Below are 24630 nucleotides of genomic sequence, written 5' to 3'. Positions count from 1 at the left end.
ATATGTTGTCTGCCTACAAAGTGCTCGTTCTGGACGACCATGCTTTTCAGTGCGCGCACCTGAAGGACATGCTGGAAGAGGCGGGGTTCAACCACGTGGACACCCAGCAAAGCGCGGGCGACGCCTTGCGGAGCATCCGGGACGACGGCTACAACCTCGTCGTCATGGACGTGAACATGCCGGTCATGGACGGCGCCCAGTTCATCCACGAGCTCGCCCGCCAGGACTTGAACCCCATGCTCGCCATCGTGACGGGCTGCTCGCGGCGCATGGCCAACAGCATCAGCCTGATGGCGAAGGAAAGAGGCCTTGCCGTGCTGGGCGCCTTCGTCAAGCCCGTTTCGCACGAGCAGATCGACAGCCTTGCCGCCGGCCTGCTGCGCAAGCCCGCCGCCGACGCCGCATCCAGCGCCCCCCTGGCCGACTGTGCCAGCAGCCTGCTCGACAGGAAAAGCCTGGAAAGCGCGCTACGCGACGGCAGCATCCGGGCATGGTTCCAGCCCAAGAAATCATTGTCGTCGGGGCAGATCGTGGGCGCCGAGGCGCTGGTGCGCTGGCAGCACCAGGAACTGGGGCTGATGATGCCTTCGTCGTTCCTGAAGGCCTTGCGCGACTACGGCCTGGACCACGAACTGCTGATCCGCATGCTGGAAGACGGGCTGAAGGCCTATCGCATCTGGCGCGGCCAGGGGCATCGCATCCCCATTTCCGTCAATCTTCCCACTTCCCTGCTCGACAGGCCGCAGCTGCCCGACGAGCTCTACTATATGGTCACCAATTCCGGGCTGCCGGCCGAAGACGTGACCTTCGAACTTCTGGAAGACGACATGACGGTCGGCCCCGGGCAATACTATATGGGCACCAGCCGCCTGCGGCTGAAGGGATTCGGGCTGTCTCAAGACGATTTCGGCAAAGGCTACAGTACGATGTACAGCCTTATCTCAACCCCCTTTACGGAGCTGAAAATAGATCGCGCGTTCGTTTGCGGGGCGGCAAAGGATGAAGTCAGGGCGGCCGCGCTGGTATCCTCCGTGCAGCTGGGCAGGCAGTTGGGCCTGCAAGTCACGGCGGAAGGCGTGGAAACCATGCAGGACCTGCAATTCGTGCGCCAGATCGGCTGCGATTGCGCCCAGGGCTACCTGATCTCCGCCGCCGTGGATGTCTCGGCTTTCAGCCGTTTGCTGGCCAACGAACCCAGCCCTTATTTTTCCACTTGCACTCCGCCCCACTAAACCCTAGCGCGAGATCGGCCCACATCGTCTATGAAACTGGATACGCCGCTGAGAAAGGTGACGCGTGCTTCCCGCCGCCTGAATACCGCGCTGTTCGGCATCCTGCCGCTCGTGATGGTGCTGGCCGGCGCCCTTTACTGGGGCGGCCAGCGCATCCTGCAGGAAGAAAAAGACAAGTTCCGCATCGACTTCTCGATTCTCGTCGGCTACATCAACGCCCAGGAACGGATGCTGCGTGTGCTGCATACCCAGACGCGGCGCCCCGATTCCCATGACCTGGTGTCTTACGCCAGCGTCAGCGAGGCCGTGGGGTTCGATCCTCCCGACTGGCGCTTCTTCGAGGGCCAGCACGCGCTCGCGTCCATGCCGTTCTCGCTGCTGTGCCAGCGGCCGGACGCCTGTCCCGTCAGCAACGGCGTTTTCCAAGGCATCGGCCCCTACCTGTCCGATTTCTACTCCAGCCACTGGGCCGCGTCGTATTTCCCCGCGGCGCCGGTGTTCGTCATCTCGCCCAGCCGGAAAGTGAGCCTCAGCGTTCCCGCGGTGGCCACGGACTCGGGCTACGAGCCTCTCACCCGCCGCGCCTTCATGACCGTGGTCGACGCGGTCATGACCAAGGCGGGCGGCACGGACCCCGACGAATCGTTGCTCGATACGCCGGGCCAGGTCGAATGGATCCAGGATCCGGGCCTGCCCAATTCCATGATAGGCCTGCTCCCCAGCAGCCTGCCGCTGGGCCTGGCGAACGAGGCGCCGGGAACCCGCCGCAACGTATACGCCGCGACGCTGCTCAACAGGGATCGCATCAACATCTCCGAGAAGGTCCTGAACGAACCGCTGTACGACCAGTTCTGGCTGGCCCGGCAAGGCACCGGCTTGCTGATAGGCGACACCCCGCCGCCCCAGGCCGAGGGCGCCGGCCTGCATTACTTCTCCGACGGCCTCGTCCTCAAGATCACCGACAGGACCGGAACCTGGACGGGCTACTACAAGCTGAAGTACGGCAGTTTCTTCGGAGCCAATATGTGGCTGCCCATCGGCGTCCTGCTGCTGCCGATCCTTGGGCTGGGCCTGGGCGTGGCCTACCTGCGCTGGTACAACCGGCGGGTGATCCAGCCGGCCGAGGCAGCCCATCGCGAGATCGTCGAGAACGAGGAATTCAATCGCGCGGTGCTGGGCACCGCTCCCGTCGCGCTCTGCGTGCTTTCCCGTCCCGACGGCAAAGTGGTGTTCAGCAATGCGCTGGCCTCCCAATGGCTGGGCATCGAGCCGGGCGGAGAACTGCACAATTCGCCCGACGCCAACCAGCTGCTGCGCCAGGCGCTGGGATCCGGCGCGGCGGGCACCATCGAAACCTTTCTCGCATACGACGGCCGGCCGCTGTTCGTCACCTTCGCGCCCACCCGCTACAAGAAGCAGGACGTGGTGCTGTGCGCGTTCGCCGACATCAGCGCGCGCGCCGAAATGGAGCGCACCCTGGCTCTGGCCAAGGAGCAGGCCGATAAGGCCAGCGAGGCGAAATCCACGTTCCTGGCCACGATGAGCCACGAGATCCGCACCCCGTTGTACGGCGTGCTGGGTACGCTGGAGGTGCTGGCCATGACGCCGCTGAGCGACGAACAGCGCCGTCACGTCGACCGCATACAGACATCCTCCGTGATCCTCCAGCAACTCATCAGCGACATCCTGGACATCACCAAGATCGAATCCGGCCAGCTCGCCCTGGAAATCGATACCTTCGACCCGCGCGAGCTCTTCCAGGGCACGGTCGCGTCCTATGCCAGCATGGCCGAGCAGAAAGGCCTGATCATCTACAGCTGCGTGGACACCGCGGTGCCGGAATGCGTAAAGGGCGACGGCGGCCGGATACGGCAGATCCTCAGCAACCTGCTGAGCAACGCCATCAAGTTCACGGAATCCGGCCACGTCATTGCCCGGCTGCGGGCCGAGGACCGTCCCGGCGGCAAGGTCCGGCTGGCGCTGCAGGTGGTCGACAGCGGCGTGGGCATCGGCCCCGCGGAGCAGGTCCGCCTGTTCGAACCCTTCTACCAGATCGACAGCGGCTCGCACACCGTCCGGGGGGCCGGCATCGGCCTGTCCATCTGCGCCAAGCTGGCGGAACTCATGGGCAGCACGATCCACGTCACCAGCGAGCCCGGACTGGGAAGCAGCTTCTCCGTGGACATCGAGTTGGAAAAAGCGGAGGCGCCCGCCGCCACCCCGCCCCAGCTGCAAGGCCTCAACGTCCACGTGCGCAGCCCTCGCAAGGAATTGAGCGAGAACGTCTGCCAATGGCTGGCATGCTGGGGAGCGCACACGACGATCGTGCCCGCCGACGGCCACCCCGACGGCGGCCTGGACGGCGTGCTCGTCGACGTGCTCCTGACCAGCCACGCCAAGCCCGCGGACTGGGCGGGCCCGCTCATCGTCGCGGGCGGCGCGGATACGTTGGCCAAGCACCGTCCGCAAGTGGACCGGCACTCGATGCTGAGCATCGGCCAGGCCATCGAACGCCTGATGTCCGGCGCCGCCGAGGTGCCGCAGGATTCCGGTCCGGCCGCCTACACGGCCCTCAACCTGCGCGTGCTGGTGGCCGAGGACAACCCCATCAACCAGGTGACGATCCGCGACCAGCTGGAACAGCTGGGCTGCCGGGTGGTGATCGCGCCGGACGGGGCCGAGGCGCTTGCCATGTGGAGCATCGAGCCGTTCGACCTGGTGCTGACCGACGTAAACATGCCCCGCATGAACGGCTACGACCTGGCCGGCACGCTGCGCTCGCGAGGCGTCACCGTGCCCATCATCGGCGTGACGGCCAACGCCATGAAGGAAGAGGAAACGCGCTGCATGGCGGCCGGCATGAACAGCTGGCTGGTCAAGCCGATCGAACTGCGCGCGCTGTGGCGCCGCCTGCGCCCGCACGCCGATGCGCAGCCCCAGCCCTCCGCGCCGCCGCAGGCGGCGGAAACGTCCGAGACGCCCGCCGGCGGCGCCCCGGGCAAGGCGCCCGCCATCCCCGCCAGATATCGGGCGATCTTCCTCGAAACCATGAACCAGGATCTGGACAAGCTGGAGAAGGCGGCCCGCGAAGCGAGCGAACGCGATCTGCGCGCCGTGCTGCATCGCATGCGCGGCGGCCTGGCCGCGGTCGAGCTCACCGAATTGCAGAACCAGTCCGAGCGCGTGGAGAATCAATTGCGCAATGACGGCCTGAGCGCCGCGGCACAACAGAACCTGGCGGCGCTGATCGCGGACATGAAAGCCATGCTGGCGGCGGTTTGATCCCGCGCGCCGTCATGCCCGGCATCAGATTGAGAATATTCCCATAGAAGGACAATCTCACGGTCACTAGAATTTTCATTTGCCAATTGCTCAGCCTCCTGTCTCGCATGCGTGCCGCGGTAGCGGCATCGTCCATAACCGATCGGTTGCTGACAGATGCGATCAATGGAATCCCTAGTGCACCACAATGCCGCCACGGCGGAGCCCCCGGCACGCCCGGCCACGGAAGGGCCGAGTTTCCAACCGATATTCTCCGCCGATGGCCTGGTGCTCGAATACGCGGTCGCCGGCCCTGGCCGCCATGCGTTGCGGCGCCATGCCCCCGGCAGGCCCGCCCGCCTCACGCGCGAGGCCCTCGCCTTCTTTCGGCCTTTCCGCGAACACATCCCCTTCACACTGGATTACGGCACCGATCTTCCCAGCATCGGCTGGTCCGCGGCCGAACTATGTGCATCGAGCGGCCTGGTGCTCGACGGCACCGAACTTCTTGCCACTCCCGACCCCGCGCAGACGGAACGCTGCGGTTTCGATACCGCGTATCCCGCAAGGCTCGTCACCTTCCATGCGCCGCTGGTTGCCCATCTGCATGCGCGCGCGCACCTGTTTTCCTGCTACGCCGAATTCAATATCGGCCTGCGGGTCAGGCTCACTCCCACTATGGCCCGAGGCGGGCCGAGCTCGCACGGCGCCGTGCAGGTCACCGGCCTGCACATCAAGGTCCCTTCGGATTTTTCCGAGTTCTCCTCCTTGCGCAGCCGCTTCATCGAATTGGTGCAACGCGCCGAACTCGCCAAGCTTCCCGTGCTGGTTTCCAACGTGAACCACGCGCACGACCTGCATTGGATGCGCGTGTTCCCGGACCTGCGCTTCCAGGGCAGCGTGCTGTCGCCAGCGATGGGCGCAAACAGCCTGAAGGCCTTGCTCACGCTCGGCGGAGACAACTGGCGCGCGTTCCGGGTCGGCGCCCGCTATCCCTAGCGGGGCCGACGCCAGCCCGCGCTACCAGCTGTAGCGCACGTTCAACATGCCGCCATAGCCGCGCTGGCTGTCATTGCCGGCCTGGCCAAAGATGTGACCCGACACCTGCACCGCCTTGCCGACCTGGCCCTCCGCGCCCAGCTTGAGCTCCAGCGCGTTTCTCGACGGCACCGCGTCCAGCGTGCTGGTTCCCATGCGGACCGACGCGCCGCTGTTGCTATGCAGCCAGTTGGTTTCCAGGAACGGGCGCACCGCGGGCGGGGCCTCGCCGGGCTTCGTTCCCGGGGTCAGGCGCACGCCCACCCGCGTGGTCCAGGCGTTGTCGTTGCCGCTGCGCATGCGCGTGCCCTGGAGCGTGGCGTCGTTCGCGTCATAGCGGCTATAGACCACCTGCGCGTTGGGCACCACCACCAGGCCGCCCAGGGCGGAGTCCTTGGGAAAGGGAGCCAGCGCGTAGCCCGATTCCAGCGACGCCGACCACACATCGGAGTGATAGCGCGCGGAGCCCAGTTCGCTGCTGACCTGGTTGGAATAGCGGCCGTACTGCAGCCACGTGTCCGCATAGGCGCCCAGGCGGCTCGCATCATCCTGGTATACGGTCGCGTACACGCCCACGGAGTATCCCGACACCTTTCCGCGCGCCCGGGCGTGCGTCTTGACGCCCGAACCCGGCAGCATCAGCGTGGACGTGGACCGGCTGCGCGCTTCGCCATAGCCCGCCATGACCCCCGCGTAAGCCGCGCCGCTCTGCCCGACAGGCGCCCGCAACAAATCGCCGCCCAGTTGCAGGATGCCGCTGTCGGTATCGATATCGACCTTGCCCTGCCGCATGCTCATCCCGCCGTCATGACGGCCTTCCGCCCGCGCCCAGACGCCCCGCCCGTCGGACGCCGCATCGGGCGCGGCGCGATAGGCCGACGCGCGGTCGCGCAGGCTGTGCGTAAACAGGCGGGTGCTGGCGCGCTGGTTGCCCAGATAGGCGCCGCTTTCCGGCGACACGTTCTGAAAGGCCGGCGCCACCGGCGGCGGCAGGATTTCCGGCGGAGCGATGGGGTCGACCGGAGGCGTGACGGGAGGTTTCACCGGAGGCGTCACCGGCGGTTCCACCGGCGGCTCTACCGGCGGTTCCACGGGCGGCGTGTATTCCGACGTCAGGTACCAGTCGGGTTCCGCTCCGCCGTTGCCGCCGCGCACCAGACTGTAGTCGTAGCCGTTCAGGGCCAGGGTGGCGGAGCTGGAACGGTAGCCGGTCGACCCCGCATCCAGCCGGAACGAGTCCGACGCCGTGGTGCCGCCATTGATGGTCTCGACCACGCGAATGCCCTGCTGGGTCTGCCCACCCGCGCCGCCTGCGTTCAGGATGCGCAGCGCGGTATTGCCGGTGGCCGATCCGCCGTCGATCACGAGCTTGTCCGTGGGCGAGCTGTCGTCGCCCAGACGCGTGTTCAGCACCAGCGTGCCGCCGCCCACATAGTTGTTGACGGTCAGTGTCTTGAAGACGCCGCCCGCCGGCGCGGAAAACGCCACGGTGCCCGCATTGTTCAGCGTGCCCAGCGACGAATCGCCGCGCACGTTCCAGGAACTGGAGCCATCCAGCGACAGGCTGTTGACTCGGCCGGCGCCGCGTTCAAGCGTGGCGCCGGTCAGCACCGAACCGCTCTTGAGGGCGATGTCCGCGATGCCGCTATCCATGACGACGTCGCCCGTCAGCACGGAGCGGGTAGCATCCAGGTTGACCTGCTCGGTTTCGAGGACGGTGGAAACGCCGCCGCTGGTGATGGTGACGGCTCGCCCGTGCAACAGCATGCCGCCTTCCTCCATGCCGCCCGCGCGCGCGGTGACGCCTGAATTCTCGATCGTGAACGTATGCGCGCCGCCGCTGGCAAGCAGGCCCGCGCCGTCCTGGGTGCTGATCTGCGTGCCGTTCTTCAGCGTGACCGCATTGCTTATGCCCGCGCCAGTGGTGTAGCTCCAGATGCCGCGCGCGTCGGCGCCGGAAACGGAAACGCGGGTGTTGTCCAGCGTAACCGCCGCGCGGTTGCTCATCGACAGACCGGTCGCGGAGGCGCCTTCGGTGGTGACGGAAGTGTTGATCGTAGACAACCGGGCGCCGCTGCCGCTGGCGAACAATCCATAGGCCGTGTCGCCGTGCGTCTTCACGGACGAATCTTCCAGGACGATTTCGGCGCCCGAAGCGCGCGCCAGCGCGCCGACCGCGCCCGCGCCCGAGGTTTCGACCTGCACCCTGGTGGCCTTGACCGACGCCGAACTGCCGTATTCGCGAGACACATACAATCCGTGGTGGTTTTTCGTGGTGACGGTTCCGTCCTCAAGCACGACTTTTCCCGCGCGAGTGTCGATGCCCAGATCGGAGGAATAGATATCGAAATGCCGCGCCGTCAGGGACGTGCCGACAGAAGGCAGCCAGACGCCGGTGGCGCCCGTGGTGCCCCGGACGTCGATGGAAACGTTGTCCAGCACGGCGGACGTGTTCTCGGTATTGATGTTGATGCCGTAGATGTAGGTTCCGGTGGTGGTGAGCGTGGCGTTGCGGATGTCCGCCGTGGACGCGGGCGCGCCGTAGAGCGCGCCGAGCTGGACGGCGGCGTATCCGCCATTGACCCGTAACGAACCGCCGTCCATTTCGAAGCGCCCGCCATTGATGTTGGCGGCAATGCCCGTGCCGACCTCGACGTCGGTGTTGCGGATGGAGATGAGCGAGCCCGCTCCGGACGCATACAAGCCGGCTCCGGACCCGGCGGGATCCGACTTGACCGTGGAATTCTCGAGCGTCACGGTTCCGCCCTTGCCCACGTATACGGCATTGGCGTTCTTGCCTGCGGTAATGCTCAAGTTCCTGGCCGTGATGGCGGCGTTCGCGCCGTCGGCGCTGAGGCCATAGCCACCGAGGCTGGCCGTCGTAATACTGCCTCCATCCAGGACGATCTGGCCGCCGTCCTGCGCATAGGCGCCGTAGGAGTATTGGCCCTGCGTCGAAATCCGGGAATCCACGGCCTCGATCAGGCTGCCCGCCCCCTTGGCGTGCAGGGCGTGAGCATACTGGCCGGTGCCCAGGGTCTTGACGACGCTCTTCGTCAGCCGGATGGATCCCCCCGACGTCGCCCGCGCGCCCACGGTATTTTTCGATGCCGAACCGGCCGTGATCGTGACCTGGTCGCCGCTCACGGTATTGCCGGCCACGGAGACGTCGATGGCCGCGCCGGTGTCGGCGTAGGTGACGGTATCGCCGGGGTCCAGCGTGACGTGAGCCGCGCCGGCGGGATCCGAAACAACGATCTGGCCTCGCTCCGCCGCCCAGAGCGCCGAAGGCAGCGCAGCAGCGAGCAGGCCCATCATGATGGGGCTGAGCTTGATTTGCATGGAGGGTTTCCTTGGCTCCCATCCGAGCCGTGCCCATACAAATCCAGAACAACCTGAGATGGACTATGTACGTACCGGATGGCAGCAGTACGTTGCAGTAGTCTTCATGGTGCTGGCCGCGTAGTACGCAAACCATAGGACTATTCTTAAAACGCTAGGATTACTTCCTCAGACAATGCAAACAATTGCAAAGTCGTCACAATTAACAAAACTACGAAATAAATAGTGCGAATTCAGCACGGTCGCCCGCGCCATTTTTTCGCCGTTTCATGCGTGCCTGTCGTCTAGCCGCCTTTCGATCTGCGCGACGGCCTGCGCAATGCAGGCCGCCACGGTGGCAGCGCGGGCATCGTCGAGCCGCGCCCTGAGGGTGGCCACGCTGATGGCGGCGATCGCTTCTCCATCCCGCCCGCAGATCGGCACGGCGACGGAGCGCACCTCGGGTATTTCCAGCACATCCTTGAGCGCGTAGCCGCGCGCGCGCGAGGCGGCGATGTCGCGCAACAGATCCGCGGTGCTGTAGCGGGGGAAGTTCGCTTTGACGCGATCGGCGTTGGCGCTGCATATGCGCTGGATTTCGGCCTCGGGCAGCGTCGACAGTATGGCCAGGCTGCCTCCGCCCACGTTCAAGGGACGCCGCCGGCCTATGTCCAGCACGAACGCCTTGATCGGAAAGCCGCCTTCGGCCCGATCGATGCACAAGCCATCGAATCCCGAACGTATCGTCAGGAACGCCGTGTCGCCGGTCTGCTCCGCGATCGCCTGCAGATGGGGCAGGCAGATGTCGCGCAGCGCCACCCTGGGAGCCGCGACGAGCCCCATTTCATACATGGCCGGGCCCAGGTAGTAGCGCTTATTCGTGTTGTCCTGCCGCACCATCTGTTCGGCGATGAGCCCCTGCAGGATGCGATGTGCCGTGGGCTTTTCTATCGCGCTCAAGCCATGCAGATCCGTCAGGCGCATTCCCAGGCGGTTATTCGCCGCGATCAGGCGCAACAGCGAGGCGGCCCGTTGCAGGACCTGGGTTCCACTGCTGGCGCCGCGCTCGGTACGGTTCGACATTTTTCACTATATGGACCTTATGGCGAAGCAATTATGCGACCGATATGCAGGGATTGGGTAGAGTAAATGCTTTGACACGCGAAAGAAGTCCAAATTATGGACTTTTCAAACAAGCCCAGCCCCGGCCGGAAGCTTGAACACCAGGAAGACCTGCATGACGCCTTCTGAACAGATTGGGGCATTTTCCGCGGCCTTCGACGCCGAAGCCCTGAGCCCGGCGCTGCGCCATGATTGCGCGCGCTCCCTCTTGGACACCTATGCGGTGGGCGTGGCCGGCAGGAACGAGCCCGCCTCTGTGCGCGCCCTGTCGTATCTCGCGACGCTCGGATCAGGCGACGGCGCATCGCTTTGGGGATGCGCCGGACGCGCCAATCCGGAAGCGGCCGCGTTCTACAACGGCGTCGCCGCCCATGTGCTGGATTACGACGATGTGACCTCGCCTCTGCGCGGCCATCCCAGCGTGGTCCTGTGGCCCGCGCTGACCGCCTTGGCGCAAGCCGATGGCATCGGCATGGGACGCCTGCACGCCGCCTACGTGGTGGGCTTCGAAGTGATGTGCAAGCTGGCCAAGGCCGCCGCCGTCGACGCCTACGCGAAGGGCTGGCACGTTACCGCCAGCATCGGCGTCATCGGCGCGGCGGCCGCGTGCGCCCATCTGCTGGGGCTGGACGCGGAACAGACGGCGCACGCCATCGGCATCGCGGTCGCCCAGGCCGCCGGCACGCGCGCGAATTTCGGCTCGGATGCGAAATCCTTCCAGGCCGGGCACGCCAACGCGGCCGCGATACGCGCCGCCCGGCTGGCGCAGGCGGGCTTCACCTCGTCGCCCGACGCCATGGACGCCCAGCAGGGCTATGCCGCGCTCTACGGACAGGGGCAGGATCTCTCGACGGCGCTGGCGGCGCTCGGCGAGGCGCCGCTGGAGCTGGCTTCCAGCGGATTGGAGGTCAAGAAGTACCCCTTGTGCTACGCGACCCACAGGACGCTGGACGGCCTGCTCGATCTGCATGCCGAGCTTGGCATCACGCTGCCGGACGTGGAGCGCGTGGAAATCGAAACCAGCCCTGGCGCGCTGGTCCCGCTTATCCACCATCGGCCCACGACGGGGCTGCAGGGCAAGTTCAGCCTCGAATACGCCGTTGCCGCGGCGCTGCTGGACGGCCGCATCGGCCTGGCCACGTTCACGGACGAAAGCGTGCGGCGCCCCGCGATCCAGGAATTCCTGCCCCACGTGCGGGGATGCAGCACGCCTGGCGACTCGATCCTTCCGCGTTGGGCGCTGGTGCGCCTCTACACCCGCGACGGCAAATGCATCGAACGCAAAGTCGAGGCGTTGCGCGGCTCGGCGGCGCTGCCTTTGACTGACGGGGCGCTCGTGGCCAAGGCCAGGGACTGCTACGGCTGGGCGGGCGTGCAAGCCGATGCGGAGTCCCAGTTGGCGATCGCATCGGACCCGAAGGCGCGGATCGAGGATTTTCTCTCGATCGGGCGCCGCGAAGAACCCATTCAAGCATGAGGCATGGAGCTAGGAACGAATATGGATTTCACGTTGCCCGACACCACCCGGATGATTCAAGAAACGGTCCGGAACTTTACCCAGCGCGAACTGATCCCGCATGAGGCCCTGATCATCCGCCGCGAAGCCGAGCGCGGCATGGGAGACGATCCGCTGATCCCGCCCGAGCTGGAAGCCACGCTTCAGCAGAAGGCGCGCGAGGTGGGCCTGTGGGGCATAGACGTGCCCGAGGAATTCGGCGGCCAGGAGTTCGGCATGCTGGCCAAGTGCGTGGTGATCGAACAGCTCAAGCATTCGATCGTGCCTTTCGTGCCGCCCCCCGACAGCCCCAACCTCCATCTATTGAAAGCGCTGTGCAAAGGCCCGCAGATCGATAAGTACCTGCTGCCCTACGCCAACGGCGAGAAAAAGAGCTGCATCGCGTTGTCGGAGGCCGGCGCCGGCTCCGACGCGGCCAACATCAAGATGCGGGCGGAACGGAAGAACGGAAAGTGGGTGCTCAATGGCGCCAAGATGTGGATCAGCCACGCTCGCCGCGCCGACTTCATGATCGTCGTGGCCGTCACGGATCCGAAGCTCGGATCCCGGGGCGGCATGACGGCCTTCCTGGTCGATAAAGGGACTCCCGGGGTCAGCATCCCGGTGTCCTATCCCATGATCGGCGAATTCCATCCTTACCAGGTGTTCTTCGATGACGTGGAGCTGGAAGACAGCCAGGTCCTGGGCGACGTGGGGAACATATTCGTGCCGCTGACCAACCGGCTGGGCATCCGCCGCCTGGATATCGCGTCGCGTTGCGTGGGACTGGCCAGCCGCTGCCTGGAAATGATGATCGAACAGGCCAACACGCGCCAGACCTTCGGATCTCCCCTGGCGGACAAGCAGGCGATCCAATGGTGGATCTCCGATAGCTACCAGGAAATCGAGATGGTCCGCCTGCTGATCCACCGCCTGGCCTGGAAGATCGATCAGGGCGTGGCCGATTTCCGGCGCGACGGTTCCATGGTCAAGGTGCAGGCCACCGAGTTGATCCAGCGCGTTTCCGACCGGGCCATCCAGCTTTTCGGCGGCATGGGCCTGTCCAAGGAACTGCCGCTGGAGTACATCGCCCGCATGTGCCGGGTGTTGCGCATCGTCGAAGGGCCCAGCGAAGTGCATCGTTGGGTGATTGCGCGGGACCTGCTGCGTAACGGCCTTCCCCAACAATAAAGACGGGCCTCTCGCCTCGCGGCTTTTTGGCGGCCTTCCGCGGCGCAGGCCTGCGGCGGCCACGTTTTGAAGGAGACAACAATGCATAAGAAGTGGTCCTGGCAATCCCGGGGGATGCGGCGGCTGGCGGGCGTGGCCGCCGGCGTGGCGCTTGGATATGGGTGCGTGGCCTCGGCAATCGCCGACACGTTCCCCAGCCGTCCCATAACGTTGACCGTGCCCTACGAACCGGGCGCGACGACGGACCTGATCTCGCGCGCCATGGGCGAACGCATGGCGCGCGAACTGGATTCCCCCGTCGTGGTGGAAAACAGAACCGGAGGGAACGGCATTATCGCCGCGCTCCATGTTTCACGTTCCAAACCCGATGGGTATTCGTTCATGCTGGCCTCGGATTCCACGGCGGTGCTGAATCCCTTGCTATACAAAAAGCTTTCCTACGACCCGGACAAGGACCTGACGCCCATCGGCCTGGTGAGCGACTTGCCGCTGGTGATGCTGGTCAACGCTGCGCTGCCGGCGAAGAATCTCAAGGAGTTCGTGGAATATGCGCGCGCGCATCCCGGCAAGCTGAACTTCTCTTCCACGGGCACCGGCGGCACGTTCCATCTATCGGGCGAGCTGTTCAGCCAGATGGCCGGCGTGCAGATGACCCACGTGCCTTACAAGGGCGGGGCGCCCGCCATGCAGGCTCTGGTGTCCAAGGAGGTGCAGGCGCTGTTCGGCGTGGTCGGGTCGGCGCTGCCGCAGATCAAGGCCGGCAACGTGCGGGCCCTGGCCGTTGCATCCAAGGAAAGGCTGGCCCTGTTGCCGGATGTCCCGACCTTCGCGGAACTCGGCTATCCCAGCTTCGTCGTGACGGTCCGCTACGGGTTCATGGCGCCCGCGGCAACGCCGGCCGACCGCATCTCCACCCTGTCGGGCGCGATGAACAAGGCCTTGGCCGATCCGGGGTTCCGGCAGAAATTCGGCGACCTGGGATTCGTACTTCCCCAGAAGAGCAGCCCGCAGGATTATGCGTCGCTGATCCAGGCCGACCGGAAGATGTGGGCCGACGTGATCAAGCTCAAGAACATCTCGCTGGACAACTGATCCGGGCCGGAAGGCGGCCGCGCCTTTCGCGTCCCTGCGTTCCCGGCTCAGCCCGCGATGTTCGCCAGCGGCCGACCGGCCAGCCAGCGCTGCAGGTTGTCCAGGAAACAGGAGACCACCCGGTCGTTGAAGTCCGAAATCCGGGCCGCGGAATGCGGCGTCACGATGACGTTGTCCAACGTCCAGATTTCGGATTCGGCCGGCAACGGCTCGTGCTCGAAAACGTCGAGATAGGCGCCCGCGATGCGCTTCTCGCGCAAGGCGGCAATCAGCGCGGATTCGTCCACGATGCCGCCTCGTCCGACATTGACGAGGTGCGCCTCGCGCCGCAGCCGGCCCAGCCTGCGGGCGTCGACGAGGTTGCGCGTTTCGTCCGTCAAGGGGCAGCAGATGACCAGCCAGTCCGCCAGGCCGATGAGGCCGTCCAGCTGTGCCAGAGGCATTGTTTCGTCGAACCCCGCCACCGCCCTGCCGCTGCGGTTGACGCCGACGGTGCGCATGCCCAGCGCCTGCAGGCACGAGGCCAGCGCCGCGCCGACGTGCCCCGTGCCGACGAGCACGGCGGTCTGGCGGTCCAACGCAAGAGGGCTGAGTTCGTCCGGCATGGCCCGCCACGCCCGCGCCTGTTGATTGGCATGGTGCCAGGGCAAGCGCTTGTTCAACGCCAGGATGCCGGCCAGGGCGCTGGTGGCCACCGCCGTGCCGCTGGCGGCCGGGCTGGTCGATACCGCCACGCCCCGGGCCTGGAGTTTCCGGTATGCCTTTCCGTCCGAACCGGCGGAAAAAATATGCAGCCATTTCAGGTTCGGGCACGCATCCAGCAGGCGGAAGAAAATGCGGGTGTCGTCATTGGACGGCGGACGTCCGGGCATCGCGTGTATATCCCGGCTGAAAAAAGCCGCGTCGATGCCGTCCAGTTCTTGCGGCCCGAGGTCGGGCGCCGCCGCGACGAGCGTTATCTCGCCACCATTGGCGGCGGCCAGCGCGGCAATCGCCTCGCCCTCCCTGTCTTTGATGTGCGCCGAAACCAGCACACGGGATTTCGAGGAGAGGACGGGCTTGGGCATGTCTGTTTCCGTGGTGGAAGTCTTGATGGAGAAGGCCTCGATTCTGAGCGAGAACCCGTCCCGGAGTCCATCTTCCTTCGGCTTATTTAGTCTGCTATGTGAGATTAAAAACCCGTTCCTCTCCTATGCCGCTGTCGCAACGCTTAGCCGTTAGTTCATATTGTGGTCGTTTAATCATTGCTTGTGGGTTGATGTCTACCTAACATCTATACGCTTCGCGGCTCGCGCCTGAGCGTGCAATCGTCATAAGCAGTGGATTTGTGAATTCAACAGAAAAACAGGAGACATTGATGTTTTCCATCAAGCACTGGATGAAATGTTTGTTCGGATCGGTTTGCCTGGCGTCCGCCGCCCAGGCTGTCGCGGCCGACGCCTATCCCACCGAACCGATCAAACTGATCGTGCCGTACGTCGCGGGCGCCAGCACCGACTCTCTTGCGCGCATGGTGGGCAAGGATCTGGGCGAGGAATTCAAGAAGCCCGTGATCATCGAGAACCGCCCCGGCGCGGGCGGAACGATCGCCGCCGACTTCCTGCGCCGCCAGCCCGCCGACGGCTATACGTTCGGATTCACGACCGACGGCATCATGGCGGTCAATCCGGCCATCTACAAGAAGCTGAACTACGACTCGCTGAAGGACTTCACACCGCTGTCGATCGCCGTCAACGCGCCCATCGTGCTGGTCGTCCGCTCGGACTCCCCCTTCAAGACGGCCCAGGAGCTGATCGCCCACGCCAAGGCGAACCCCGAAGGCCTGAGCTATGGATCGGCCGGCCTGGGAAGCTCCCAGCACATGGCGGGAGAACTGCTGAAAAGCATGGCCGGCGTGAACATCCTCCACGTGCCCTATCGCGGCGGCGAACCCGCCATGACGGACCTGCTCGGCGGTCAGATCAGCATGATGTTCGTCCAGTCCGCCTCCGCCAAGCAACTCGTCGACGCCGGGAAAATCCGCATCCTGGCCATCGGCAGCCCGCAGCGCAACAAGCAATTCCCCGACGTCCCCACCCTCGACGAAATCGGCCTCAAGGGCTACGACTCCGATACCTGGTATGGCTTCAACATGCCCGCCAACGCCGATCCGAAGATCGTCGACACCCTGAGCGCGGCCATCGTCAGGTCCCTGAAGAAACGCCAGACGCAACTCGAGGAACTGGGCTACGACGTCGTTGCGAGCTCGCCCGAGGAACAGCGCAAGAACATCCAGACCAACCTCACGAAATGGGCGGACGTCGCCAAGAAGGCCGGCATCTACCACGTTCAATGATTCATTCCACGCGCTTAAGCACGACCTCCGCATAGCTGGACACATCACATGACATCGACGCCAAATGCCGCCGCGCTGGCGGGCATCACCGTACTTGACGTCGCGGGCCCCCTGGGGAATTACTGCGGCAAGCTGTTTGCTGACCTGGGGGCCCGGGTCATCCTGGTCGAACCGCCGGAAGGCGCGCCCACCCGGCACCTGGAGCCTCGGATCGCCGGCCGCAACGACCCGGATTCCAGCTTGACCTTCCAGTACCAGAATACGAACAAGGAAAGCATCGCCCTCGATCTGGACACCGCAGCCGGCCAGGAAATATTCCGCAAGCTGGCCAGCCAGGCTTCCCTGGTGATCGAAAGCGAGCAGCCCGGCGTGATGGCCCGCCGCGGGCTGGACTTTGCCGCGCTGAGCAAGCTCAATGCATCGCTGACGCTGACCAGCATTACGGCGTTCGGGCAGTCGGGGCCGTTCTCGCATTGGCTGGCGACCGACCTCACCGCCATGGGCATGGGCGGCATGATGTACCTGGCCGGCTACCCCGACACGGCGCCGATGGTGGCTTGCGGCGAACAGGCCGTGGGCGCGGCCAACGTCTTCGCCGGCGTCGCCTCGATGGCCGCGGTGTACGACGCCGAGGCGGGCAACCCCGGCCAGCACGTCGATGTGTCGATGCAGGAATGCGTGGTCCTGGGCATGGAAAACGCGGTGCAGTTCTATGACCTGGAGGGCACCATCCGCAAGCGCAACGCCGGCACGCAACGCCTGGCGGGGACCGGCGTATTCGAATGCCGCGATGGTTATATCTACCTGATGGCCGGCGGCGTGGGCAGCAACAAGTTCTGGGCCGTGACGACAGACTGGCTGGTCGCCGAGGGCGTGGCGGGCGCGGAACAGTTCCGGGAGCCCTGCTGGCTGGACCAGGCGTTCCTCGTCACGGAAGAAGCCAAGCAGCGCTTTGGCGCGATCTTCACGCCCTTCGCGCGCTCGCTGACGAAATCCGAACTCCATGCCAAGGGACGTGAGCGCCGCATCCCCCTGGCGCCCATCTCCGATACCCGGGATATCAGCCAGAGCCCGCAACGCGAGTACCGGGGGTACTTCGTGGACGTTAAGGACGCCCAAGGCGCCACGCTGCGCATGCCCGGAGCACCTTATAAGTTGTCCGAAACGCCCTGGGCGCTGCGCAAGCGGGCGCCCCGGCTTGGCGAGCATACCCAGGAGGTCCTGGCCTGGGCCGGATTCACCCAGGACCAGCAGCAGGCGCTGCGGCAGCAAGGAGCAGTGCAATGAGATCGTTATTGGCAGGTGTGCGCGTCATCGATTTTTCGTGGATAGGCGCGGGTTCATATACGACCAAGATCCTGGCCGATCTGGGCGCGGACGTGATCAAGATCGAATCCTCCCAGCGCCTGGATACGCTGCGGGTCACGAAGCCGTTCAAGGACGGCAAGCCCGGCGTCAACCGCAGCGGCTATTTCGCGGACCGCAACTCCAGCAAGCGCAGCATCACCCTGAACGTCAAGGACCCGCGCGGCCTGGACATGGCCAAGCGCCTGATCGCCGACGCCCACCTGGTGACGAACAATTTCACCCCGGGCGTAATGGACAAGCTCGGACTGGGCTACGACGCGGTCCGGTCGCTGTCCGAGCGCATCGTCTACGCCTCGATGTCCATGCAAGGAGCCGAGGGCCCCGAGAAAGCCGATCTGGGCTATGGCCTGACGATCGCCGCGCTGACGGGGTTGCAGCATATGACGGGCTTGCCCGACCGCGAGCCGGCGGGAACCGGCACGAACTATCCCGACCACATTCCCAACCCCGGCCACACGGCGTTCGCGATCCTGGCGGCGCTGCGCCATCAGCGCCGGACCGGACGCGGCCAGTACATAGATCTGGCGCAGATGGAGCCCACCCTGGCGTTCATCGGGCCTTCCCTGATGAACTACCTGGTCAATGGCGTCATCGACTCCCGCCATGGCAATACAAGGCCGGGCCATGCCCCCAGCGGCGTCTATCCGTGCGCGGGGGACGATCGCTGGATCGCCATCGAGGTCTGCGACGACGCCCAGTGGGAAAAGCTGGCGACGGTGCTGGGCCTTGCCGCGCAGGCCGACTGGGCCACCATGCAGGGGCGCCTGCGGCAGCGCGAAGCCATCGACGCCGAAGTGGCGAAGCGCACCGCGACGCACGACATGTCGGCTCTCATGCGGACCCTGCAGGACGCGGGCGTGCCGGCCGGCGCGGTCTACGACGCCCGCGATGTGGTGAACGACCCTCAGCTGGAGGCCCGCGGCCACTGGGTGAGCCTGGACCATCCTGAAATGGGGCCCAGCACCTACAACTCGCCGCCCTACCGCTTTTCGCACGCCCATTCCGAGCCGTCGTCGCCCGCCCCGCTGCTGGGCCAGCACACGGCCGAAATCTGCCGGGACCTGCTGGGGCTGGACGACGCGACGATCGAGAAACTGAGCGCGGAAGGCGTGCTGGCCTGAGGCCTCGCCCCGAATTTGAACGCACACACGAAAAGGATAGACCATGGCATTAGATATTGCCGTCCAGGACCATGTCGCCACGCTGACCTTGAATCGCCCCGAGGCCATGAACAGCATCGACCCGGAGATGCGGAACCAGTTGCATGCCGCCTGGAAACGCATCAAGGAAGACGATGACATCCGGGTCGCCATCCTGACCGGCGCCGGAGACAAGGCCTTTTGCACCGGATCCGACCTGAAGAAAACCATGCCGCCCAAGGAGAGCTTCGCCGAGCTGACCTTCGGCCGCGCGTACTCCGACCATCTGCTGGAAGGCCTGGATACCGATAAGCCCCTGATCTGCGCGATCAACGGCTATGCGATGGGCGGCGGCATGGAGCTTGCGCTGGCCTGCGATATCCGCGTCGCCTCGGACAACGCGGTTTTCGCGCTGTCCGAAGTCCGCATCGGCAGCATTCCCGGGGCCGGCGGCACGCAACGCCTGCCGCGGGCGATCGGAGCGTCCAACGCGATGCTGATGCTGCTGACCGGAGACCGCGTGGATGCGGCCGAGGCCCTGCGCACGGGCCTGGTCAGCAAGGTGGTCAGCCGCGAGGAACTGCTGCCCACGGCGCGCGAGATCGCGCTGCGCATTGCGCAAAACGCGCCCTTGTCGGTGCGGTCGATCAAGCGCCTGGTCACCAGCGGCGCCGACATGCCCCTGCCCGCCGCGCTGGACAACGAACGCTATGTCTTTGGCCTGCTGCGCGATACGGAAGACCGCATCGAAGGACGGCGCGCCTTCCAGGAAAAGCGCCCGCCCGTCTACCAAGGCCGCTAGAACAACGAGCACCAGGAGAAGAAATTGGATTTTGAATTACCCGAATCGTCGCGCATGGTGCGCGATACCGTCGCGCGCTTCGTCCAGGAAGAGCTGGTTCCCCACGAAGCATTGATCATCCGCCGCGAAGCCGAACGCGGCTTTGCCGACACCGCCCTCATTCCGCCCGAGCTCGAAGCATCGCTGCAGGAAAAGGCGCGCAACATCGGCCTTTGGGGCATCGACGTGCCGGAGGAATTCGGCGGCCAGGACCTCGGCATGCTGACCAAGTGCCTGGTGATCGAGCAACTCAAGAACAGCATCGTGCCGTTCGTGCTGCCGCCGGAAAGCCCGAATCTGTTCATGCTCAAGGAACTGTGCAAGGGCGATCAGGTGGACCGCTATCTGCTGCCCTATTCGCGTGGCGAAAAGAAGAGCTGCCTGGCCCTATCGGAACCGGGAGCGGGCTCCGACGCCGCCGCCATCAAGACGCGCGCCGAGCGCCGGAATGGCAAATGGGTGCTCAACGGCACCAAGCTGTGGATCAGCGGCGCGCGCCGGGCCGATTTCATGATCGTGATGGCCGTGACGGACGCGGCGGCCGACAAGCGCGCCAAGTTCACGGCATTCCTGGTAGACAAGGGCACGCCCGGCCTGAGCATCCCGACGTCGTTCCCGATGATCGGCGAATACCACCCCTACGAGGTGGTGTTCGACAACGTCGAACTGGACGACAGCCAGGTGCTGGGCGACGTGGGCGCGGGGTTCGCTCCCTTGTCCAAGCGCCTGGGCGTGCGCCGCCTTGAAATCGCCTCGCGCTGCCTGGGCCTGGCCACCCGGTGCCTGAACATGATGATCGAGCAGGCCAATACACGCCAGACTTTCGGCGCGCCGCTGGCCGACCGGCAGGCCGTGCAGTGGTGGATCTCGGACAGCTACCAGGAAATCGAGATGGTCCGCCTGATGGTCTACCAGATGGCCTGGAAGATGGATTCCGGCAAGGACGTGCGCCTCGATGGCTCGATGGTGAAGGTGCAAGGCACCGAGATGATCACCCTGGTGGTGGACCGCGCCATGCAGCTGTTCGGCGGCATGGGCGTATCGAAGGAGCTGCCGCTGGAATACATCTCGCGGATGTGCCGGGTCATGCGTATCGTGGAAGGTCCCAGCGAAGTGCACCGCTGGGTGGTGGCGCGCGAACTGCTGCGCAACGGCATTCCCGCGGCTTGATAGGAAAAGGGGCGGCCATGGCGGAGTTTTCTTCCATTTCTCCCGCGGTCCGCATCCACGCGGGGGACGCCGCGCTGGATTTGCTGCCGCGCGAGGCCGCCAGGCTGGGCGCGCAACGCGCCTTCATCGTGTGCGGCAACTCCGTGGCGACGCGCACGCCCCTGCTCGCGCGGATCCGCGACCTGCTGGGCGATCGCTACGCGGGGGCATACCCCCGGATGGGCAAGGACGCGCCGCTGGAAGACGTGCAGGAAGCGGTCCGGCAGGCCGCCGCCTGCCAGGCCGACCTGCTCATCGCCATCGGCGCGGGCAGCGTCCTCAAGGGCACCCGGGTTATCGCGATGGCGCTGGGTGAAGGGGGAGAACTCGCGCAGCTCGCCACGCAGTATCCCGAACAGGGCGCGCCCGTGAGCCCGCGGCTGCGGCGCCCCAAGCCGCCGATCTTCAACGTGCTGACCGCCGCAACCTCGGCCCAGAATCGGGCCGGCGCCGCCTTGCGGCGCGGCGACGGCGGCCCGCGCCTGGAATTTTTCGACCCCAAGACCCGTCCCGCCGCGATCTTCTGGGACTCGCAGGCCCTGTCCAGCGCGCCGCCCTCCCTGGCGTTGTCGACCGGACTGGGCGTCTACTGGCGCGCCTTGATGAATATCGGGGCGGTCCGCCAGGCCAATCCGCTGGTCCAGGCTTCGCGCCTGCACGCGTACGCCCTGTCCCGCGCCGCCTTGCCGCGCCTGCGGGACCCCGCCGATGTCCAGGCCCGCCTGGACATGTGCGCCGCGGCCCTGCTGCAGAACCGGGACGAGGACGACGGCGGACGCCCTTTCGACGCGCACTGGGTCGCCCGTTCCGTCTATGCATTGGGCGCGGCCCTGTTCAATTGCGCTCCCCACCTGGACCAGGGCGCCACCCACGTACTGATGACGGCTTCCGCGATCCGGCATTTCGCCGCCCTGTGCCCGGATGCCATCGAACAGATGGGCGTGGCATTGGGCCTGCCGGCGGCCGAGGCTGCCCGGCCCGAACGCGCGATCGAAGCGCTGCAATCGCTGACGCGAGAGCTTGGCCTGCCCCATCGGCTGGAAGGCGTGTCGGAACAGGACCGCGAACAGGCCCTGGCATCCTCGCTGTTCAACTTCAATGCCGACCGCAAGCGCGAACTCGGCCTGCACCGGGACCGGCTGCAGGCCATTCTTCTGGAATCGACCTGATCCCGCGGCGTCATGCAGGAGTACCGGCGCCTCCATGCAAGAAAGAAAAGCCCGCCACGCGTTCGAAACGCGTGGCGGGCTTTTGTTTGGAGGCGCGCCCTCAGTTCAGCGTGAACTTCGGCACGCGGTAGCCGTCCGGATGGTCGGCATAGATCATCTTGACCGGGGCATCGAGCTTGATCCTGTCCAGATCGGCATGGTCCATGTAAGACACCATGATGGGCCCCTCTTCGAGCTGCACCGCGACCACCAGGTGAGGCGCCGGATAAGCCGGCAGGTATTGCCGATGGAACACCGTCCAGGCGATGATCTTGGCGTTGCCCGAGATGGGCGTCCATTCATACTCCATGCTGAGGCTGACGGGGCACATCGGGCCCGGCGGGTAGCGGAATACGCCGGATTCCGGGCAGCGCTGCAGCTTCATCCGGCCTTCGGCGATGCTTTCCCACATGGGCGCGTCGTAGGGGGAGTACAAGCGGGGATTCTTTTTCATGCTACGGGCCTCCTTCACTGTCCATAGATAATGGACATGGCCTTGCCAGCGACGTCCGATACATACTGCACGAAGCGGCAGTCAGGCACTTGCCGCTTTCCCTCGTTTCCTCGCGCCTGCCGCACCGCCTCGATCTGGTGATTCCAGCCCTGCATGTACGATTCCGAGATGTGGCCGCCGTGCGTATTGACGGGCAGCTTGCCGCCCACGCCGATGCCGTTGTCGGCGATGAACCTGGCCGCCTCCCCGGGGTTGCAGAAGCCGAAGCCCTCCAGCGCGAAGAAGATGTGCGGGCTGAAGCTGTCGTACACCATCAGGGCATCGATGTCCTTGGGACCCACGCCCGCCGCTGCGTACACCTGCTCGGCCGCGCCGCGTTGCGCGGGAAGATAGAAGTCCATCAGGCGCGGGCCCAGGCTGGTGGCATGATGGTTGAGATCGCTGCGGCCCAGGCCATGGATCGTCACCGCCTTGTTGTTGGCGAGGCGCCGGGCGCGGCTCGCTTCCATGATGATGAGGGCGACGCCGCCGTCATTGATCAGGCAGTAATCGTTCATCCGCAGCGGCTCGGCGATGTACGGCGCGGCGAGGTAGTCGTCCAGGCTGAGCGGCTTGTTGCGCATGATCGCGTTCGGATTCAGGCTGGCCCACTGGCGCTGGCCCACGGCGACCTGTCCCAGATCGCCGTCGCCGATTCCGTGCAGTTGCTTGTAGCGCTGGAACATCAGCGCGTACAGCGCGCCCTGCGACGTCAGGCCCCAGGGGCTGTGATAGACGTACGACAGGAAAGACCCGCCGCCCATCGCTTCCGGCCCGCCGTACTGGACCGCGGCCGAGCGCTGGTCGTTGCCGTATACCAGGGCCACGACTTCGGCCATGCCCGACTTGATCGCCATGACCGCCTGGAACACGGCCTGGACGGCGTCCGCCTGCCCACCCCAACGGGGATCGATGTTCAGGATCTCTCCCATGCGCTCGTAGGCCGTCGTGGGGCCGACAATCAGACCATCGACATCGTCGCGCGAAATGCCGGCGTCTTCCAGCGCCCGCTTGAACGCCTGGGCGGCGTAGCCATAGGAGTCATGCGGCTTCTCGCCGTTGCGCACGCGCTTGTAGTCTTCCACCCAATCGGTGTGGCCTATCCCCACCACGGCTGAAATGCCGGATGTGCTGGTGTCCAAGGTATCGGTTGCCACCTGATCAATCTCCCTCAATGTGGACTATTTTTTGAAAACTGGATATCGTTCCACCATTATCTAGGCGCTTCGCGGGTTTTGACCACAAGCGAAAGTCTACAAAGTGAGATTCAGGAGAGTGCAATGGAGGCAAGGTTCGAGGATAATGCCGTCACCGATGAGGGACGCACCGGCACGCAGATGATTCATCGCTGCGCGAAGCTGCTGACGCTGATCACCACGAACAATCGCGCGGGAATGCGACTGGTGGATCTGTACAAGGCCGCGGATTTCTCGCGTCCGACCGCGCACAGGATCTTGCAGGCCCTGGTGACCGAACGCCTGGTCCGCCAGGATAGCCGGACCAAGAAGTACTTCCTGGGATCGCTCGTCTACGAAATGGGTCTGGCGGCGGCGCCGCAGTTCGACCTGCGGGACGTCTGCCTTCCCTACCTGCAACGGGTGGCCGAAGCCACGGGCGATACGGTCTTCCTGACCATACGGTCCGGCTTCGACGGGGTCTGCGCGGCGCGCGCCGAAGGCGCGTACCCGGTCAAGGCCTTCGTTACGGACGTCGGCCGGCATCGGCCCTTGAACATAGGCGGCGGGGCGATTGCCTTGTTGAGCTGTTTCGAGGACGACGAGATCGAACGCATCTACCAGGCCAACAGGGTAAGGCTGGAACGCGACTATCCCAGGTTCGATGTCGCCACCATGTGGGAGCACATCGCGCATGCCCGCAAGAAGGGCTACTTCATCAATGAAGTGCTCGAAGTGCAGGAAATCCTGTCGCTGGCGATGCCGATCTTCGACCGGCATGGCTTGCCCGTCGGAGCATTGAGCATTTCGGCCTTGAGAAAGCGTCTTGCAGGCAGTTTTCTTCGAGAGAAGATCGAGATACTGACCAATACGGTGCGCGATATCCAGGCCGAGCTTCAGGCGGAATCGAAAGAAGGCGAGGCCTAGCCCCGCCGTGTGCATGCCGGTAACGGCATCGAGGAATTACCCCCTGCCGCCGTGACGGCAGGGTTTCATTTGAGCAAGGAGCTATTGCATGAAAGTGCTGGTGCCGGTCAAGCGCGTCGTTGACTACAACGTCAAGGTGCGCGTCAAGTCTGATCAGACTGGTGTGGATATCGCCAATGTGAA

18 protein-coding genes and 1 pseudogene are annotated in these 24630 nt (G+C 65.1%); 14 read left to right on the top strand and 5 right to left on the bottom strand.

Annotated elements, in window-relative coordinates; all coding sequences use genetic code 11:
* The first annotated feature begins 2 nt into the window (after window positions 1-2).
* The 3 genes from ACN6PJ_RS13195 to ACN6PJ_RS13185 all read left to right on the top strand — a co-directional run bounded on the left by ACN6PJ_RS13195 (window position 3) and on the right by ACN6PJ_RS13185 (window position 5492).
* Window positions 3-1232 carry an EAL domain-containing response regulator gene (locus ACN6PJ_RS13195; protein ID WP_427996322.1) on the top strand — a complete coding sequence of 410 codons (1230 nt, stop codon included), beginning with the start codon at window positions 3-5 and terminating at the stop codon, window positions 1230-1232.
* A 57-nt stretch (window positions 1233-1289) separates the two neighbouring features.
* Entirely contained in the window at window positions 1290-4514 is a 3225-nt protein-coding gene (locus ACN6PJ_RS13190) for a response regulator (RefSeq protein WP_427996321.1), read from the top strand.
* Between the two features lie 165 nt (window positions 4515-4679).
* Window positions 4680-5492 (top strand): hypothetical protein, encoded by an 813-nt coding sequence (locus ACN6PJ_RS13185; protein ID WP_427996320.1) that lies wholly within the window; start codon window positions 4680-4682, stop codon window positions 5490-5492.
* Between the two features lie 21 nt (window positions 5493-5513).
* On the opposite strand, the gene ACN6PJ_RS13180 is transcribed toward ACN6PJ_RS13185, so the two are convergent.
* Together ACN6PJ_RS13180 and ACN6PJ_RS13175 are read right to left on the bottom strand one after the other, a co-directional pair.
* Complete coding sequence (locus ACN6PJ_RS13180; RefSeq protein ID WP_427996319.1) at window positions 5514-8873, bottom strand: autotransporter outer membrane beta-barrel domain-containing protein; 3360 nt, start codon at window positions 8871-8873, stop codon at window positions 5514-5516.
* A gap of 267 nt (window positions 8874-9140) precedes the next feature.
* Window positions 9141-9935 (bottom strand): IclR family transcriptional regulator, encoded by a 795-nt coding sequence (locus ACN6PJ_RS13175; RefSeq protein ID WP_427996318.1) that lies wholly within the window; start codon window positions 9933-9935, stop codon window positions 9141-9143.
* A 154-nt stretch (window positions 9936-10089) separates the two neighbouring features.
* Here ACN6PJ_RS13175 and ACN6PJ_RS13170 point away from each other — a divergent pair, with 154 nt between their 5' ends.
* The 3 genes from ACN6PJ_RS13170 to ACN6PJ_RS13160 all read left to right on the top strand — a co-directional run bounded on the left by ACN6PJ_RS13170 (window position 10090) and on the right by ACN6PJ_RS13160 (window position 13752).
* Window positions 10090-11451 carry an MmgE/PrpD family protein gene (locus ACN6PJ_RS13170; protein ID WP_427996317.1) on the top strand — a complete coding sequence of 454 codons (1362 nt, stop codon included), beginning with the start codon at window positions 10090-10092 and terminating at the stop codon, window positions 11449-11451.
* 21 nt (window positions 11452-11472) lie between these two features.
* Window positions 11473-12660 (top strand): acyl-CoA dehydrogenase family protein, encoded by a 1188-nt coding sequence (locus tag ACN6PJ_RS13165; protein WP_427996316.1) that lies wholly within the window; start codon window positions 11473-11475, stop codon window positions 12658-12660.
* 81 nt (window positions 12661-12741) lie between these two features.
* Complete coding sequence (locus ACN6PJ_RS13160) at window positions 12742-13752, top strand: Bug family tripartite tricarboxylate transporter substrate binding protein (RefSeq protein ID WP_427996315.1); 1011 nt, start codon at window positions 12742-12744, stop codon at window positions 13750-13752.
* 47 nt (window positions 13753-13799) lie between these two features.
* Here the strand turns inward: ACN6PJ_RS13160 and ACN6PJ_RS13155 are convergent, their stop codons facing one another.
* A complete protein-coding gene (locus tag ACN6PJ_RS13155; RefSeq protein ID WP_427996314.1) occupies window positions 13800-14819 on the bottom strand; it encodes a D-2-hydroxyacid dehydrogenase in 1020 nt (339 codons plus the stop codon).
* A 290-nt stretch (window positions 14820-15109) separates the two neighbouring features.
* Here ACN6PJ_RS13155 and ACN6PJ_RS13150 point away from each other — a divergent pair, with 290 nt between their 5' ends.
* The 6 genes from ACN6PJ_RS13150 to ACN6PJ_RS13125 are packed head-to-tail and all read left to right on the top strand — an operon-like array spanning window position 15110 to window position 21813.
* Complete coding sequence (locus ACN6PJ_RS13150) at window positions 15110-16087, top strand: Bug family tripartite tricarboxylate transporter substrate binding protein (RefSeq protein ID WP_427996313.1); 978 nt, start codon at window positions 15110-15112, stop codon at window positions 16085-16087.
* Between the two features lie 48 nt (window positions 16088-16135).
* Complete coding sequence (locus ACN6PJ_RS13145; RefSeq protein WP_427996312.1) at window positions 16136-17374, top strand: CaiB/BaiF CoA transferase family protein; 1239 nt, start codon at window positions 16136-16138, stop codon at window positions 17372-17374.
* Window positions 17371-18576: a CaiB/BaiF CoA transferase family protein gene (locus tag ACN6PJ_RS13140; protein ID WP_427996311.1), complete on the top strand. Its 1206-nt coding sequence runs from the start codon at window positions 17371-17373 to the stop codon at window positions 18574-18576. Before ACN6PJ_RS13145 ends, ACN6PJ_RS13140 begins: the two co-directional genes overlap by 4 nt.
* A gap of 43 nt (window positions 18577-18619) precedes the next feature.
* Window positions 18620-19396, top strand: coding sequence for an enoyl-CoA hydratase/isomerase family protein (locus ACN6PJ_RS13135; protein WP_427996310.1), 777 nt, complete (start codon window positions 18620-18622; stop codon window positions 19394-19396).
* Window positions 19397-19420: 24 nt separating this feature from the next.
* Complete coding sequence (locus tag ACN6PJ_RS13130) at window positions 19421-20605, top strand: acyl-CoA dehydrogenase family protein (protein WP_427996309.1); 1185 nt, start codon at window positions 19421-19423, stop codon at window positions 20603-20605.
* 17 nt (window positions 20606-20622) lie between these two features.
* Complete coding sequence (locus ACN6PJ_RS13125) at window positions 20623-21813, top strand: iron-containing alcohol dehydrogenase (protein WP_427996308.1); 1191 nt, start codon at window positions 20623-20625, stop codon at window positions 21811-21813.
* Window positions 21814-21913: 100 nt separating this feature from the next.
* Here the strand turns inward: ACN6PJ_RS13125 and ACN6PJ_RS13120 are convergent, their stop codons facing one another.
* Window positions 21914-22306, bottom strand: coding sequence for a Zn-ribbon domain-containing OB-fold protein (locus ACN6PJ_RS13120; RefSeq protein ID WP_427996307.1), 393 nt, complete (start codon window positions 22304-22306; stop codon window positions 21914-21916).
* A 14-nt stretch (window positions 22307-22320) separates the two neighbouring features.
* Window positions 22321-23502, bottom strand: a complete 1182-nt coding sequence (locus ACN6PJ_RS13115) for a thiolase family protein (RefSeq protein WP_427996306.1) — start codon at window positions 23500-23502, stop codon at window positions 22321-22323.
* A 123-nt stretch (window positions 23503-23625) separates the two neighbouring features.
* Between ACN6PJ_RS13115 and ACN6PJ_RS13110 the strand changes: the two genes are divergently transcribed.
* Together ACN6PJ_RS13110 and ACN6PJ_RS13105 are read left to right on the top strand one after the other, a co-directional pair.
* Window positions 23626-24447 (top strand): IclR family transcriptional regulator, encoded by an 822-nt coding sequence (locus ACN6PJ_RS13110; RefSeq protein WP_427996305.1) that lies wholly within the window; start codon window positions 23626-23628, stop codon window positions 24445-24447.
* An 88-nt stretch (window positions 24448-24535) separates the two neighbouring features.
* Window positions 24536-24630: pseudogene (locus ACN6PJ_RS13105) on the top strand (electron transfer flavoprotein subunit beta/FixA family protein); the annotation flags it as partial.

This window comes from Achromobacter sp., from assembly GCF_050285585.1.
GTDB lineage: Bacteria > Pseudomonadota > Gammaproteobacteria > Burkholderiales > Burkholderiaceae_B > Achromobacter.
Note: the sequence above shows the minus strand (reverse complement) of the source record. Positions and strands in the feature narration are given on the sequence as shown.